Origin of the sequence: Marinomonas sargassi (genome assembly GCF_025716875.1) — a bacterium.
Classification (GTDB): domain Bacteria; phylum Pseudomonadota; class Gammaproteobacteria; order Pseudomonadales; family Marinomonadaceae; genus Marinomonas; species Marinomonas sargassi.
In genome coordinates, this window is record NZ_JAOVZB010000001.1 from 373324 (window position 1) to 389068 (window position 15745).

Annotated in this window: 16 protein-coding genes; 8 read left to right on the forward strand and 8 right to left on the reverse strand. The window is 41.5% G+C overall.

Going from position 1 to position 15745, the window contains the following annotated elements:
- Positions 1-130: 130 nt before the first annotated feature.
- Positions 131-826 carry a VC0807 family protein gene (locus OFY17_RS01750; protein WP_263528970.1) on the reverse strand — a complete coding sequence of 232 codons (696 nt, stop codon included), beginning with the start codon at positions 824-826 and terminating at the stop codon, positions 131-133.
- Between the two features lie 207 nt (positions 827-1033).
- Here OFY17_RS01750 and OFY17_RS01755 point away from each other — a divergent pair, with 207 nt between their 5' ends.
- Both OFY17_RS01755 and OFY17_RS01760 read left to right on the forward strand, forming a co-directional pair.
- On the forward strand, positions 1034-1927 hold the full coding sequence (locus OFY17_RS01755) for a homocysteine S-methyltransferase family protein (RefSeq protein WP_263528971.1): 894 nt from the start codon (positions 1034-1036) through the stop codon (positions 1925-1927).
- 305 nt (positions 1928-2232) lie between these two features.
- The gene (locus OFY17_RS01760) at positions 2233-2499 is read left to right on the forward strand and encodes a porin family protein (RefSeq protein ID WP_263528972.1); all 267 of its coding nucleotides are present in this window, start codon (positions 2233-2235) and stop codon (positions 2497-2499) included.
- A gap of 96 nt (positions 2500-2595) precedes the next feature.
- On the opposite strand, the gene OFY17_RS01765 is transcribed toward OFY17_RS01760, so the two are convergent.
- The 4 genes from OFY17_RS01765 to OFY17_RS01780 all read right to left on the reverse strand — a co-directional run bounded on the left by OFY17_RS01765 (position 2596) and on the right by OFY17_RS01780 (position 7760).
- Positions 2596-3774, reverse strand: a complete 1179-nt coding sequence (locus tag OFY17_RS01765) for an FAD-dependent oxidoreductase (RefSeq protein ID WP_263528973.1) — start codon at positions 3772-3774, stop codon at positions 2596-2598.
- A 269-nt stretch (positions 3775-4043) separates the two neighbouring features.
- Entirely contained in the window at positions 4044-4460 is a 417-nt protein-coding gene (locus tag OFY17_RS01770) for a DoxX family membrane protein (protein WP_263528974.1), read from the reverse strand.
- A gap of 370 nt (positions 4461-4830) precedes the next feature.
- On the reverse strand, positions 4831-6009 hold the full coding sequence (locus OFY17_RS01775) for a right-handed parallel beta-helix repeat-containing protein (protein ID WP_263528975.1): 1179 nt from the start codon (positions 6007-6009) through the stop codon (positions 4831-4833).
- Between the two features lie 374 nt (positions 6010-6383).
- Positions 6384-7760 (reverse strand): glycine--tRNA ligase, encoded by a 1377-nt coding sequence (locus OFY17_RS01780; protein ID WP_263528976.1) that lies wholly within the window; start codon positions 7758-7760, stop codon positions 6384-6386.
- 203 nt (positions 7761-7963) lie between these two features.
- On the opposite strand from OFY17_RS01780, the gene OFY17_RS01785 reads away from it, so the two are divergent.
- The 5 genes from OFY17_RS01785 (at position 7964) to OFY17_RS01805 (ending at position 12374) form a co-directional block, all read left to right on the forward strand.
- Positions 7964-8371, forward strand: a complete 408-nt coding sequence (locus OFY17_RS01785) for a thiol-disulfide oxidoreductase DCC family protein (protein ID WP_263528977.1) — start codon at positions 7964-7966, stop codon at positions 8369-8371.
- A 36-nt stretch (positions 8372-8407) separates the two neighbouring features.
- Positions 8408-9136, forward strand: a complete 729-nt coding sequence (locus OFY17_RS01790) for an SDR family NAD(P)-dependent oxidoreductase (protein ID WP_263528978.1) — start codon at positions 8408-8410, stop codon at positions 9134-9136.
- A 125-nt stretch (positions 9137-9261) separates the two neighbouring features.
- Complete coding sequence (locus OFY17_RS01795; protein WP_263528979.1) at positions 9262-10278, forward strand: LacI family DNA-binding transcriptional regulator; 1017 nt, start codon at positions 9262-9264, stop codon at positions 10276-10278.
- Between the two features lie 154 nt (positions 10279-10432).
- The gene (locus OFY17_RS01800) at positions 10433-11389 is read left to right on the forward strand and encodes a sugar kinase (protein ID WP_263528980.1); all 957 of its coding nucleotides are present in this window, start codon (positions 10433-10435) and stop codon (positions 11387-11389) included.
- A 4-nt stretch (positions 11390-11393) separates the two neighbouring features.
- Positions 11394-12374, forward strand: a complete 981-nt coding sequence (locus tag OFY17_RS01805; protein ID WP_263528981.1) for a 2-hydroxyacid dehydrogenase — start codon at positions 11394-11396, stop codon at positions 12372-12374.
- Here the strand turns inward: OFY17_RS01805 and OFY17_RS01810 are convergent.
- Positions 12371-13285, reverse strand: a complete 915-nt coding sequence (locus OFY17_RS01810) for a LysR family transcriptional regulator (RefSeq protein ID WP_263528982.1) — start codon at positions 13283-13285, stop codon at positions 12371-12373. The genes OFY17_RS01805 and OFY17_RS01810 overlap by 4 nt on opposite strands.
- Before the next feature lie 109 nt (positions 13286-13394).
- Between OFY17_RS01810 and OFY17_RS01815 the strand changes: the two genes are divergently transcribed.
- Positions 13395-14555 (forward strand): alpha-hydroxy acid oxidase, encoded by a 1161-nt coding sequence (locus OFY17_RS01815; protein ID WP_263528983.1) that lies wholly within the window; start codon positions 13395-13397, stop codon positions 14553-14555.
- Positions 14556-14660: 105 nt separating this feature from the next.
- Here OFY17_RS01815 and OFY17_RS01820 read toward each other — a convergent pair whose 3' ends face one another.
- Together OFY17_RS01820 and OFY17_RS01825 are read right to left on the reverse strand one after the other, a co-directional pair.
- Positions 14661-15266 (reverse strand): transglutaminase-like domain-containing protein, encoded by a 606-nt coding sequence (locus OFY17_RS01820; protein WP_263528984.1) that lies wholly within the window; start codon positions 15264-15266, stop codon positions 14661-14663.
- Between the two features lie 46 nt (positions 15267-15312).
- A complete protein-coding gene (locus OFY17_RS01825) occupies positions 15313-15660 on the reverse strand; it encodes a putative quinol monooxygenase (protein WP_263528985.1) in 348 nt (115 codons plus the stop codon).
- Between the last annotated feature and the right edge of the window lie 85 nt (positions 15661-15745).

A 15745-nucleotide genomic window follows, 5' to 3' on the forward strand; every position in this document is an offset into this window, starting at 1 on the left:
TTCGAGCAAACTACGACCAAAGGATAACCTCTAATTTCAAATAAAATCACATTGTCTATGACAGACACAAAAATGCCGCTAAGGCAGTTCCCTTAACGGCATTGATGAGCTAATTTTACTTAGGCGATATTTATTTTTTCACCATGAGTTCTTCTAGCGTTAACCCTGTTGCTTTGCGAATAGTACGGAGTAAGTAAAAGAAGATGCCCATCATGATAATCATGGAAGGGATGGCGATCACTGGATAGCTGTATAAAGTCATTTCTCCCAGCTCTTCATTAAAAGCTTCTGTCCCTGCTGGGCTCACCACAATCCATTTCGCTAACAAATAATTCATCGTCGCAGAGAAGGCAAAAGAACCCACCACGAAATAGGTTGCTGTCATGAGTTTTTTCTCAAACAGCTCAGTGCTGTTGTTCTCTTCTAACTTTTGCTTAATTAACTCAGTATCCATGATGGAGGAGTTGAGAAGCAGAGCTCGAACCAATGGATAAGGGGTGAAAGTCGATACAAACACAGCGATACCAATTAAAGCAGGCACAGCTGCTTCTTTAATTGCTAACCACTTATTGTCTAGCTCAAATAAACCAATTCCACCTGTAAGCAAGACACTCACCAAACCTAATAGGGCAATAAAGTTAAACTTCTTATACTTCACCAACTCAAATATGCCCCAACCTAATGGAAGCGAAAGAGCCACCACCAAACCACCTGTTACACCTAGTGCATCATCACCACTGAACTTCATTAAAATAAGAGAAGGTAAAATGACACTTACCACTAAATCCACCATGGGGCGTGGCTTGTGTTCAGAAGAGCTATTCATAATTTGAGCGTTCCACATAAGTTTAAAAAGTAAAGATGCACATCATAAAGGAAAAAACGCCTCGGCAATACAGAGACCATTTACAAAATAAGAACCACCTTATTCGAGGCAATAAAATTCATCTTCATGGTGACTAATTTTCATTATCTTTTTTCTCTATTTATGATTGAATGGCGCTAACGAAATCTAGATTTTTGAAGAAGAGTTATGAAAAAAGTAACGATATTAGATGGTGGTATTGGCCGAGAGCTCAAGCGTATTGGTGCCCCTTTTTCACAGCCATTATGGAGCGCTCAAGCACTTATTGACGCCCCCCACTTTGTTGCCCAAGCCCATCAAAATTTCATAGATGCGGGCGCTAATATCATCACAGTGAACAGTTACGCCTGTGTGCCCTTCCACCTTGGTGAAGAGCTTTACCAGCAACAAGGGGAAAAGCTTGCTGAGCAAGCTGCGATCATAGCAAAGGAATCGGCACAAAGTGCGAATCAAAAGGTATTGGTTGCTGGCTCTTTACCACCACCGCTAGGCTCTTACCGACCAGATTTATTCGAAGCCCAACAAGCTAACTCTATTTTAAGCACCTTATTTTCTGCTCAAGATAAGTATGTGGATATATGGCTCGCTGAGACCATATCCAGCATTGAAGAAGCCAAGGCTATCGCCCAAGTTTTAAAAGACACACCTAAGCCTTGTTACTACGCCTTCACATTGAATGACGATACGAAGGGCCCAGCCCAACTTAGGTCTGGCGAGTTAGTCGCCGATGCCGTAGAAGCCGTTTTAACAGAAGCAGTGGCAGGGGTATTCTTTAATTGTTCAATTCCAGAAGTTATGGCGCAAGCGATAAAAATCACTGCAGACATACTAGAAGAGAAAAAGCTAACAATCGATATTGGTGTGTTTGCCAACAGCTTCACTCCCATATCACAAGGCCATGAAGCAAATTTAACAACACAAAGCTCTCGCGATCTAACGCCGGAAGAATACCTAACCTTCGCTAAAAAATGGCAGTGTCTAGGAGCTAACATAATTGGAGGGTGTTGCGGGATTGAACCTAGCCACATTAAAGCGCTATCTGAATGGCTAAAAACTACTTGATAACAAGGGAATTTCCCTCAAAAAAGTAGCAGAAGAATGCAACTAACAACTCAAAAAAATCTTATTTCGTAATATTTTGAACCTACTTACTCGCTTCGTCCTTTTTTTGAAGAAAAACTTAAAAATCAGCAAAAATATCAACAAAATTCACGATAATGCACATAAATATCGATATTATCCAAACACAATGAAAGCGTTCTAGAAACTATTTTATTCTAATTTTTTTCCTTTAACATGCATTTCAACAAGTCGGGACAAGTGTTAGTTGTCTCATTTTCAATAAAACATGTAAAAGGAAATTCATTATGAAAAAGTTAACTACTCTAGCTCTTATTACTGCTTCAACTTTATCCGCTGCGGCTTTCGCATCAAATGATGATAACGCGTACGATGATCTACAAAGTGCCAAATCTGCCGTTGAAGCTTTATCTTTGACACTCGAAAATTTAGGCGTGGATACAAATACAGAAGTGGATTTAACAGGTGCTTATACCGCCCCACAAAAGAAAGCTGTTTATGAAGATAAATACGCAGAACTTAGACAGCAATTTAACCAAGTTCACACTCACTAAAAAACCAACCTCTTTGAGGTAGTTTTAGCGCATATAAAAAAGGGCTTAATACCGTTTGGTATTAAGCCCTTTTCCTTTACTTAGTGAGATGTATAGCTAACGCTTAGTCTTTAAAAAAACATTAGAAGCGAGCGTGTTAATTTGCAGTTTATATAGCCAAGGGACTTTCCCTAAAGGAGCCACTATATAATCTCGAAACCACCAGAATATTTTCTTATCTGATTGATATAAAGGCGTAAGCAGCTTGCTGACATAACGCACATACTTCACTTGTCGTTTTCTCAATCGCCACCACTCGTTTAGTGAGTCTTGAGTATCTTGTCCACTATCCAAACACTGTGCTAAAAGCCATGAGTCTAATAATGCCATCGTGCAGCCCTGACCTAATTGAGGGCTAGTCGAATGAGAGATATCACCTATCAATATACAGTTTTTATGGAAAGGTTTTGGCGTCCAAATATCATTATAATTTGCCACAATAAAATCAGCATACTCGAGAGGCTCAATAGACATACTCGCCTCAGGCCAAAAACGCATAATTTCTTGTTTAATAACAATAAATGATTGCTCAGAGAAACAACCGGCTTCTTCTTCACTCAAACTCCAGTACAGAACAGCATCCACACCATCATGAGACCTACAGACAGGTAATATGCCCATCATTTTACTCGCGTGATGGCATCGCTGATGTAACTTGTTTTCTGAAAAGTCTATAGGTAGTTTTATGTTTGCCCATAAGCACTTCCATTGATAAGGCTTTTTTACCCTATCGGGAAAAATAGCATCCGCCAAATGGCTATTAGACCCTGAAGCTAAAACACATAAATGATATTCCTGTGTCGAACTTCCTAGCTGAATAGAAGGCTGCTCATTAGCATTGTTTAATACAACGTCTGCTCCCCAAACAAAGTCTATACTTTCTCTAGAAAGGGCTAAGTTATATAAAGCATTATAGATACTGCTTCTCTGAACCCCTAAGCCATGCATTCTATTACCTTGAATGTGACTATAGTTTAAATTTAACAGCTGGCGATCAGCAGACGTTTTAGAAACCAACCCATCAATGGGTACTGAAAGCTGCTCGACTTCTTCCAAGACACCTAATTCAGCCAATACCTTTTGACCAGGAGGTTGTAGAAGAAACCCTGCTCCGAAAGGCCTCGGCCCTTTTGCTTTTTCGTATATCGTGACTTTATAGCCTAAACGAGCGAGAAATGTGGCCGACGACAGCCCTCCAATTCCCCCACCAATAATCGCAATAGATTTTTTAGGCATTCCAGTTCCTCTAGATCATTGATACGACTTTTATATTTACGCTAGTTTATCAGACTGTATATTGGAGATCGCCTCTATACAGGTCTACAAGTTCACACGGCATTTTTCCAATTCGGGTTTTCTGGTAATAAGTAAAAAAAATGGCACCTCGAAAGAGGCACCATTCAATAGGGGGATATTGATAAATGAAACTCTAAACTTGCAAGTTAAAGTCTCAAAATGCCTAGATAGGCAATTTACCTGATCAATACAGATAAATAAGGTTATGCTTATTTCGCCAAGGTAAACTTAGTGTCGTACTCACGTAACAGGTACAAAGCAACCGTTGCAGCCAACATAGGCCAAGCAGCAAAAAATAGTAAATTAGAACCACTCCAAGGGTCGATATAACGACCATATGAAACCAGTGTGGAGCTCAGATGCATCAACAAAATCAACAGAGTGACCCAACGTTTTTGAAAGCCCACCAGAAAACTAATTGTTAGTACTAACTGCGCCGCACCCAGTAAATACGCCATGTTGGCACTTACATCAGGCATAGAATAGAAAACCTTCATCACCACAGCCGCATGGCCAGGATTCACAAATTTATCCAGCGTCCATATTAAAAAGACAACAAACACACCTAGTCGTAACCCAAATAAACTCCATGAGAGTTTTTCACGCGATACCGTAACAGTAGACATACAACCTCTTTATTTTTTCGAAAGATATTTTTCTGTCTTACGACTTGAAGTAATGAAAAAACTAATCCCTGTAGTAACAAAATTCCTGAGCCAAAAGACACCTAAAGAATGGGGGCTATTCTAGAAGAAAGGAGGATAGAAACAATCGCCTCAAGCGAGTATGCACAATCTTATCTCGATCGTGTATTTATGGATGAAATAATGAAATGTATAAAAAGGTAGCTATTGAATGGTACTTTTTATATTTAGAGAAAAGCCAGCAGATTCAATCTTATAACGGTATCAAGGCTCACAAATATGTGCCTAACCTCAAAACAAAAAAATACCGTTGAGAGCTTATTCTCAACGGTATTTATTAACCATTCAAATACTAGTACTCAGAAATATCACCCTTGTACATTCTTTTAGAGTCCGCTGGAACTCTTGTATTATTCGATACTTTAGTCGTTCCTTTGGTATTGTTTCTCACAACCCAATGATCGAGGCTCTTCTCTTTTGTTTGCTTAGAAGATTTTGCTTTTCCTTTTGATCCTAGTGCTAAGGTCATAGTGATGGACTTTTTACCAGCAAACTCATCATCAAAGTTCAGCACATTATTATGTATGTTGTTATGGAAACCCCAACCTTCTGATTTAGTGTTTACTTCAAAAGCATTTTCGAAGTATTCATTACCATTCTGGTTGCCAGTATTGTAGGCAGCTTCAGCATTGTTACCTTTGAAGTCAATGTAGCTCAAGCCACCATTAAGAATGTCTATCATGCCTTTGGCATCAAAAGTGTTGCCAATAATGTAAGCGTAAGAAGAGCCTTCCTTAATATCAATGTGCTCAGCCGTCACATTTGGCCCAATAATATTATTAATTATTTGTGCGTGGTCTACTTTTGGGTTGTATTCAGAAGAGCTGCTGCCACCAGGCCACTTTCTATAATCTGAACCAATATAAATACCCTCACCGTACTTCACGTTATAAAGGCCAGTGTTATAAATATAAGAGTTTTTAATGATGTTATATTCACTACCGTCTCGTAAGTGAATACCTGCTTGGCCAACATTGTAAGCTTCAACACCATCGATAGTGATATAATCGGCATTATCTACTGAGATACCGCCTCGCGCATTCGTTACCTTGATATTTTGAACGTAGATATAAGAAATACCCTTATCATTGCCATCAACTGCGAACGCTGTTTTATTATTGTAATCACCACCATCAATGATCGGCATATTCGCTGCATCTGCACCTACAACCCAGATTGGCTTATTTTGAGAGCCGCTTTTACTCAGTTTGAATCTGCCAGAGTAAGTACCTGGGGCAAGCACGATTTTATCGCCAGGAGAGGCTTTGGAAAGGGCTTTTGATAGTTGCTTTGAAGAGCTGACATTAATAACATTCCAAGAAACGCTTGAGAAATCCAAGATCATCTCTTGGCCTGTTGAAGCATAATTGGCAGCATAACCCGTTGTGGTATCGATACCTTTCACAACTTCAGCACTAGCCACAGAACAAGCTAATACAGATAATGCAATTAACGAATGCTTAAGTTTCATAATCAGTTCCTTATTATTTTTATTTAAAATAAATATTTAATTTTAGCTCTTCGCAGAGCGTCAGCAGGCCACTGTTTACCACTTTGGTTATGAGTGACTTGTAAGTGTTTCAAAAGCCTCATTAGTAAGAATACTATCGCACTCTCTTCTCGAGGTTACATCCCTAAGTAAAATCGACTAAAAGCCTTTAATAAAACTATTGTACGACAATTACGACGTGGAACAACCTTGTTTTAATAAATCTCACCCTTCTAAAAACAGCCTGTATTCCCTATACAGCAAATAACTTTTCTAACATCTTGTCCCCAAAAAAAAATGCCGTTAGAGGCTTCCCTAACGGCATTTTAAAATATGTGTTTTAGCTGTTCTAAATATTAATCTTGATTAATAAAGTAGTTAACAACATAAGCTGGCAATTCAGCCGCTGGCACAACGATTTGTTCCATTGTGTCACGGTCACGAACGGTTACTGGTGAACCTTCTTGTTCGATTGAATCGAAATCTACTGTTACACAAATAGGTGTACCCACTTCGTCATGGCGACGGTAGCCTTTACCTACGTTACCTGTGTTTTCATAAAGAATACGACCTAGACCTAACTTCTGAAGTTTCACTTTTAGTTCTTTCGCTAGTGCAACAATCTCAGGCTTGTTCTTTTTAAGTGGCATGATAGCTACTTTGATCGGCGCTAGGTGTGGCTTGAATTTAAGAACCGTACGAGTAGAACCATTCTCTAGCTCTTCTTCTGTGTAGGCTTCTGTCATTAATGCCAGTAAACCACGATCAAGACCAGCAGAAGGTTCAATACAGAAAGGTACTTCCCATTTTTTCGCTTCAAGATCACGAACCGCTAATTTCGCTGTAGAGTGTTCGTTCTTTTTCACTTTCGCCGTAATATCAAACTCGTCTTGTGCTTTAGTATGAGAACCCAAGTCGTAGTCGGTACGGTTAGCAACACCTTCTAGCTCTTCAAAACCATGTGGAAATTTGTACAAGATATCCACAGTTGATTTTGAGTAGTGAGAAAGGTCGTCACCTGTTACGTATTCAAACTCAATATTTTCTTCTGATAGACCTTGGTCCAACCACCACTGTTTACGTGTATCAACCCAGAATTTATGCCACTGCTCGTCTTCTCCTGGCTTACAGAAGAATTCCAACTCCATTTGTTCAAACTCGCGAACACGGAAGATGAAGTTACGCGGCGTAATTTCGTTACGGAAAGACTTACCAATTTGTGCAATACCAAAAGGCAATGCACGGGAAGTCGAGTCCACTACGTTTTTAAAATTGGTAAAGATACCTTGCGCAGTTTCAGGGCGAAGGTAAGTGTAGGACTCTTCATCCACCATTGGGCCGACGTTGGTTTTAAACATCAGGTTAAAGTCACGAGGCTCTGTTACCTTGTCTGAACCACAGTTATCACAGATTTTGATGTCTTTCATGTGGTCGGCGCGCATACGAGACTTACATTCGTGGCAATCGACCATAGGGTCTGTAAAAGTGTCTTCGTGGCCAGAATATTTATAAACGTTTTTGTTTTGAATAATAGCGGCATCTAAACCTTCTACATCATCACGTTCATAAACCATTGAGCGCCACCAAGCCGCTTTGATATTGTTTTTTAACTCAACACCTAATGGGCCGTAGTCATATGCGCCTTGCATGCCACCGTAAATTTCACTGCCTTGGAAAATAAATCCACGACGCTTACATAGGGAAACGAGTTCATCCATTGTTTTAGCTGGCATTTCTAGACACACCTTAAGACAAAATTTGTTGATTAAATACGCAATAGAATTGCGTTTGATAAATACATAAGCCGCACATTGTACTCTTTGACTGAATTTCCCTCAATGGTGATCTAGCGACCTTTTTGGGACGTAATCCATAATATATGGCGACTTTTTATCGTCTTTTCGAAAAAGTCACAAAATTTATGGGAGCTTGAGCCATGCTAACCATTTTTTATGATGGTAACTGTCCACTCTGTAAAGCTGAAATGAATCAGCTCCAACAGCTCGATCTAAACAATAATTTATCTCTAGAAAATATTCACGCAGAAGACTTTCAACTTAGGTTTCCAGACATAAGCCCCTCTCGCGCTGACCAAATATTGCATGGTCAATTAGCGACCGGGGAGATGATTTATGGTTTAGATGTGACTTGCTTAGCTTGGAAAACCGTAGGGAAGCACTCGTGGATGCAAGCCCTACGCTGGCCACTGATTCGCCCCATTGCCGACATAATTTATTTAGGTTTTGCTCGTTATCGGCACCCAATAACCAAGCTGATTTTTAGAAATGAAAAACGCTGTGAAACAGGCAGCTGCCAGCCTCGCCCTAAAAAGGAAAAAGGCTAAAAATTTACTCCATCACTCTACCTTTTAAGGATTTCTATGTCGTTTCATGCCCTAGTTATCGGAGCCAACAGCACCATTGCGAAAGCCGCTATTCAACAGCTTGAAAACGACCCGCTTTGTCAGGGGGTGTTTTCTGTAAGCCGCACAGTGTCGAATAGTGAAGAAAGTTTAACTAGAAAAACTGTTTGGATTGCTTGTGACTATTCTGCCAGTAGCATCGAAGAAGCTTGTAAACTGATTAGCTCTAAATCCGTCTTAATCACTAAGGTTTTAATTTGCAATGGTGTACTTCATAACGACACCATGATGCCGGAGAAAAAGCTAGAAGATATCAATCAGCAACAACTCGAACACACCCTGTATGCAAACACCATTACACCTATGCTTTGGCTTAGTCAGCTTATGCCTATTTTGCGTGGCAAAGAGCCCACTCAAGTCGCCATATTTAGTGCTCGGGTTGGTAGTATTTCAGATAACAATATGGGTGGTTGGTATAGTTACAGAGCATCAAAGGCCGCATTAAACATGCTTATCAAAACCTCAGCCATTGAATACGCTAGAAGAGCAAAAAACGTAAAGTTAATGGCCTTTCATCCGGGCACTACAGACACCCCTTTATCCAAACCTTTTCAAAGCTCGGTTCCTAAAGGCAAACTTTTCACCGCTGAATTTGTCGCCAAGCAGTTGCTAGACATTATGAACACTGTACCTATGGATAACGAAGCAAGCTTTCTCGATTGGAACAATAAATCTATAGATTGGTGACTTCTAAGAAATCAGTATTTGTGAGTCTAATCACTTAATTGCTAAGACTAATAGCTTAATTGCTCAGACTAGGCGCATGGTTTAAAGTACTCCCTCGCATAATAGAGTGAGCTTGAGATAACACCTTGCCAAAAAAACAAACCAAACACTTCACGACAATTTCAGATGTTGCAAAGCACGCTAAGGTGGGCAAAACCAGCGTGTCCCGCTATTTGAATGGCGAGCAAGATAAGTTATCAAAAGAATTGAGAGAGAAAATTTCCAAAGCCATCGAGCAATTAGACTTTCGACCAAATCATTCCGCCCGCATGTTACGTGCAGGGCACTCCAAGCTAATTGGCCTCATGTTTGCCGATGTCACCAACCCCTATTCCATTGATGTATTAAAAGGCATTGAGCAGGTCTGTCGAAAAGAAGGCTACATGCTAATGGTTTGCAATACAGATAATGAAAAGTCCTTACAGGATAATTATTTATCTATTTTAGAAGCCCATAGAGTAGATGGCATCATCATGAATGTGGCTGGCATGGCAGCCAAACAGATAGAGAATTTATCCAAACTTACCAGCCCTGTGGTATTGGTTGACCGTATTCACCCTTCGCTAGCATTCGACTCTGTCGGCCTTGACAACAAAGCGGCGGTTTTTGCAGCTTGCGAGCATTTGCAAAGCAAAGCTTATGAAGCCATTTTAGTGGTTACAGAGTCATTAGTGATTGAGCCTCGTCGAGCACGGATTGAAGCAATTCATTCTTTTGCAGAACAACACCCTCATATCGATTTTGAAACCGTTGAAGTCGAGAATATGAGCAGTCAGGCTAATTCCAAGATTATTGAAGACTTTATGGGTCGTCATCCGAATCGTAAAAAAGCTATTTTTACCACCAATGGTGTGACCACCATGATGGTCGCTAAAGTATTGAAAAGCTTAAATATTAAAGTCGGTTCTGAGATAGGTCTGATAGGTATCGATGATCCTGAGTGGGCACAATTATTTGAAGGCGGCATAACCGTAATACGCCAACCTACTCAAGATATAGGTCAAACAGCTTGTAATAGATTGCTGTCTAGGATTTTAGGAAATGCAGAAGCCCCGCAACAAATTCAGTTACCTGCCGAACTTGTAGTACGAGATTCCACCTAAAAACACTCTTTTTCTATAGTATGACAATAACGGATTTGTGAGTAAAAACTATCAATGGAACCGATTCCATGATACCTTACTGCTCAAATTTTGTTAGTATCAACAAAAAGTAAATACGTTATTAAAATAACAATACGAGATAGGACATATCATTATGCAAGCGAATCAAACTCAATCTTTTGTAACACTTGGCGAGGCAATGGGGCTGTTTGTTGCTAAAACACCTGGAAAATTGTCTACCGTTGAAGAATTCAGCCGCTTTTTAGCAGGCGCTGAAGTCAATGTTGCTGTAGGTATGGCTCGTTTGGGATTTGAATCAACCTACATAAGTAAAGTAGGCGACGATTGCATTGGTGAGTTCATTTGCGATGCTATCAGTAAAGAAAACATCAGCACGCAAGGCATCTCTAAAACGGACGCTTACCCTACAGGCTTTATGATGAAAGCCAACGTGACTGACGGCAGCGATCCATCGGTTGAATACTTCCGCCGCAACTCTGCCGCTTCCACGTTATGTGCTGACGACATCAGCCCAGATCTTTTCAAAGCAGGCACACACTTGCACCTAACAGGTGTTGCAGCAGCGGTTTCTGAGCCAATGCGTTCTGCAGTTAAACAAGCTCTAAGCTATGCGAAAGCCCAAGGTTGCAGCATCACATTCGACACTAACTTACGCCCTACATTATGGCCAAGCAAAGAAGTGATGATTGAAACCATTAATGAATTAGCCTTTGCTAGTGATGTAGTTTTACCGGGCATCGAAGAAGGCCTTATCCTTGTGGGCAGCGACGACCCTGAAACGATTGCTGACTTCTACATTAACAACGGTGCGAAAACCGTTATTGTTAAGCTAGGCAGCGCAGGTGCTTACTACAAAACATCTGAAGGAGAGACGGGTACCGTCGCTGGCTTCAAAGTAGAAAAAGTGGTTGATACGGTTGGTGCTGGTGATAGTTTTGCAACGGGCGTTATTTCCGCTCTGCTTGATGGCAAAACCGTTGAAGAAGCATCACGACGAGGCAACCTGTTTGGCTCCCTTACTGTTCAAGTAAGTGGTGACAGCGAAGCTCTACCGACTCGCGCACAACTGATCGAACTAGAGTCTGCCTAATAGCATGAAGCCAAAGGTCCTTTTATACAAAAGGATACCTGAACAAGCGCTTGCCAAGCTGCAAGCGCAGTGTGATGTCGTCAGCTTTGACGGCATCCCTCACTCTACAGAGTTTTATCGTGAACTTGCCGATGCTCAAGGCCTGATTGGCTCCAGCGCTGTAATCAATCACCCTCTTCTTAAAAAAGCCCCAAAACTGAAAGCCATATCAACCATTTCCGTTGGTACAGATCAATTCGATCATGATTACTTAGCAAGTCACCAAATCCCTCTAATGCACACCCCCAACGTGCTGAATGAAACCACCGCAGATACCATTTTCACCTTGATCATGTGTACTGCGAGACGTGCTGTCGAACTGACCAACATGGTCAAGCAAGGCAATTGGACTAGCAGTATCAAGGAGCCCCATTTCGGTACAGATGTTCACGGAAAAACGTTAGGTATCATAGGTATGGGGAGAATAGGCGAAGCCTTAGCCAAGCGGGCACACTTTGGTTTTGATATGCCCATTCAATATTGCAACCGCTCTCGCAATATGAAGGCAGAACACACTTATAACGCGACCTATTTGGATATGGGTAACTTATTGGCCAGCTCCGACTTTGTTTGTGTGATGACACCGCTCACACCTGATACACACAAGCTAATCGGGGCGAATGAATTCGCTAAGATGAAGAAAAGCGCCATTTTCATTAATGCCTCTCGCGGTAAAGTCATCGACGAAACGGCACTCATTGAGGCATTAGAACGAGGCGAGATTCGAGCTGCTGGATTAGATGTGTTTGAAGTCGAGCCACTACCTGCAGATTCGCCATTGTGTCAGCTCAACAATGCCGTACTCTTCCCTCACATAGGTTCAGCAACCGCCGAAACCCGCTTAAAAATGATTGAGTGTGCGATAGATAATTTGATCAATGCACTAAAGGGTGACCTTTCCAAAAACTGCGCTAACGCTCACCTTTTTATAAACCCAACCGACTAGAAGTATTCTTTTTTATCTTGGTAAGCTTGTTTGATGTGTTCTATCAGCAACTTTAACTTAGTTGGTAAGTACTTAGTTACTGGGTAAATTGCATATACGCCTAATTGCCTTGGCTTGTAATCTATTAAGATTTCTTTGAGATCGCCCTTTTGCAGATCCTCATAAACACAACAGCGGGGTACATAAACAATACCAAAACCTGCTAATGCTGCTTTTCGTAGTGCCTGCGCATTATTAGTCGCTAAACTGCCGCTAATGCGAACACTCTCTTCTTGAGCTTCCTGACCACTTTCATGCTTGGTAAAACGCCAATCGAATGAGCCCTGTGCCTGATAGGTATACGCAAGACAATTGTGAGATTTAAGCTCTTCAAGCTGGCTAGGCTCAGCGTATTTTTCTATATAGCTCGGCGCACAACACACGACCCAGCTGGATTGAATGAGAGGTTTAGCAATGAGGCTAGAATCCTCTAACTGGCCCGTGCGAACCGCAAGATCTAATCCTTCTTCAACCAAATTCACAAAGCCATTTTCAAGGCGCATATCCACACTAATATTCGGATAAGTATCACAGAAACTAGCGATGGCTTCAGATAGCAACAGCTCACCAGAAATGGTAGGAACGGAAATCTTAATATGACCCGTTAGCCCTTGGCTGAAGGCCGATACCGACGCCACGGCATCATTCACTTGGCCTTCTATGTTTTTCGCATGGACATATAAGCTCTCACCCGCTTCAGTAAGGCTCAATCGTCGAGTGGTGCGGTGAATAAGCTGTACACCTAAATCTTGCTCCAGTTTACTGATTCGTTTACTTAATGCTGGTGTAGAAAGATCCGCCAGCTGAGCAGCCTTATTAAAAGCACCAGTCTCGGCCACATACACAAACAATGTCAGATCGGCTGAATTCAACTTGATTACACCTTTTTAAGAAATAGTTTATTAGTTTATGTCATATTTATCACAAATCAATCACAGTCTATAGTGGCTCCATCAAACAACAAAAAAGCAGGTATGAAGAATGCGGTTAAAAGATTGCCACAACTTCCATGATTTTCGAATCTTGGCTAAAAAGCGTTTACCCGGCCCTATTTTTAACTATATCGACGGTGGTTCTGATGACGAATCTACTTACCGACGCAACACTACCGCTTTTGAAACTTGTGACCTAGTCCCTAGTGTTTTGGCGGGCGTGAAGGATGTTGATCTTTCTGTGACAGTTATGGGGCAAAAGCTCGACATGCCTGTGTACTGTTCACCAACCGCTTTACAACGTCTATTCCATCATCAAGGCGAGAGAGCGGTTGCTAACGCAGCTGAAAAGTACGGCACCATGTTTGGCGTATCTTCCCTTGGCACCGTTAGTATGGAAGAGATTGCCAAACAAACCAGCACACCTCAGGTCTACCAGTTTTACTTCCATAAAGATCATGCATTGAACCGAGCGATGATGACCCGTGCAAAGGAAGCAGGTATCGAGGTCATGATGTTGACTGTAGATTCCATTACAGGCGGTAACCGTGAGCGAGATCTACGCACTGGTTTTTCCATTCCTTTCCGCTTGAACCTAAGTGGCCTATTACAGTTTGCATTAAAACCTATGTGGGGAATCAACTACGTTACCCACGAGAAATTCAGCCTGCCTCAACTTGATGCCCACGTTGATATGGGATCTGGCGCCACCTCCATTGGCGACTACTTTACCAACATGTTAGACCCTTCTATGGATTGGGATGATGTGGCTGAAATAGTGAAATTCTGGGACGGTCAGTTCTGCTTAAAAGGCGTTATGAGTAGAGAAGACGCCCGTAAAGCCGTAGAGATTGGTTGTACTGGCATTATTATCTCTAACCACGGCGGTCGTCAGTTGGATGGCTCTCGCAGTTCATTCGATCAATTAGCAGAAATTGTTGATGAAGTGGGCGATGAAATAGACGTCATCTTCGATAGCGGTGTGCAGCGTGGCACCCATGTTTTAAAAGCCTTATCTCTTGGTGCCAAAGCCGTTGGCATTGGTAGAATGTACCTTTACCCACTTGCGGCTGCAGGCCAACCGGGCGTTGAACGCGCCTTGGGACTAATGAAGTCAGAACTTGAACGAGATATGAAGCTGATGGGTAAGACGTCTATAGATCAATTATCAAGGGAAAACCTGCGTTTCCGATCTGACTCATCTTTATAGTGTAAACATCCTCCTGCATCTCCTTTATGGAAAGTAAAGATGATGCTTTTTATGCCAGCTAATGCCTCTATTAGCTGGTATTTTTTTCATCCTTCTATAAACCAATCAATTCCTTTCGTTTAGCAGCACAATGTCAGGAAGGTTTTCTGCAACTTCTTCTACAGTTTGATACTGAGCCAATACCATCACCACTTGTGGTAGAGGCTCCGCCCATACTTCTGGCAAATCAGCTTCACCTTGCGAAATAATGGGAAATGCGAGCTTTTCAACCGGCGGACAGAATTGTGCATCAACGCCTTGTTTGTTACCTCTAGGGTCGATGCGATACCAACCCATACCCTCCAAGAAAACTGCATTTAAGCCATGTAAGCAAAATGGTGGCTGATCGTCATGAATGGTTAAGCGCTGGTAGCATAAACCTGTAGGAATGTTATTTGCTCGTAGCAAAGCCGCTAGTAGATGGCTTTTGGCATAACAATACCCTGTGCCATGTAAAAGAACGTCTGAAGCTTTACAGGTCACTGGGTTAAGCTTGTAGTCCCAACTGTGCTTAATCTCATCACGTACAAACGCAAAGCACTTACGAATAATATCTTCTGGTTGAGACAAACCTTCCGCTAAAGCTTTCGCCTTTTCTAATACTACTGGAGTCTGCCAATCAATATATTCGCTTGAAACGAGATATTCCTTTAACTCAATATGTTCGTACACTCTGTTGCCCTTTCGATTAATCGTTAGAAACCATAACAATTAAGAATTAATAAATAGGTTTGTCGTATTGATGACCTTCATCTGTGTATGCCGTTACCATCACGTCATCCACCAGCCCAGTGTCTGCCTCAACATGTGTGGCAAAAAACGCTTGAATTTGTGCACGTCGCCCGTGGGCAGACCAAGCTTCAGCACTCTGCCAAATTTCGTTAAAAACAATAGGGAATTCATTTCGAGATGCACTAGGGTGATCAATTTGTCGAGTCAGCATATATTGCACGCAGCCTTCTTCTCGTAATGAATCAGGTTCTAATGCTTTTAATACCTCAAACAAGGCTTCTTCTTGGCCTGCTTTTGGCTTGAATTGGGCTAATACATACACTCGGTTTGACATAATTTTTCTCACTTAATCTATAAAATCTGCTCGGGCACCCAAAGTGGGTAATCATTTATTGTATTGTACTTTGTCTCAGCCGCTT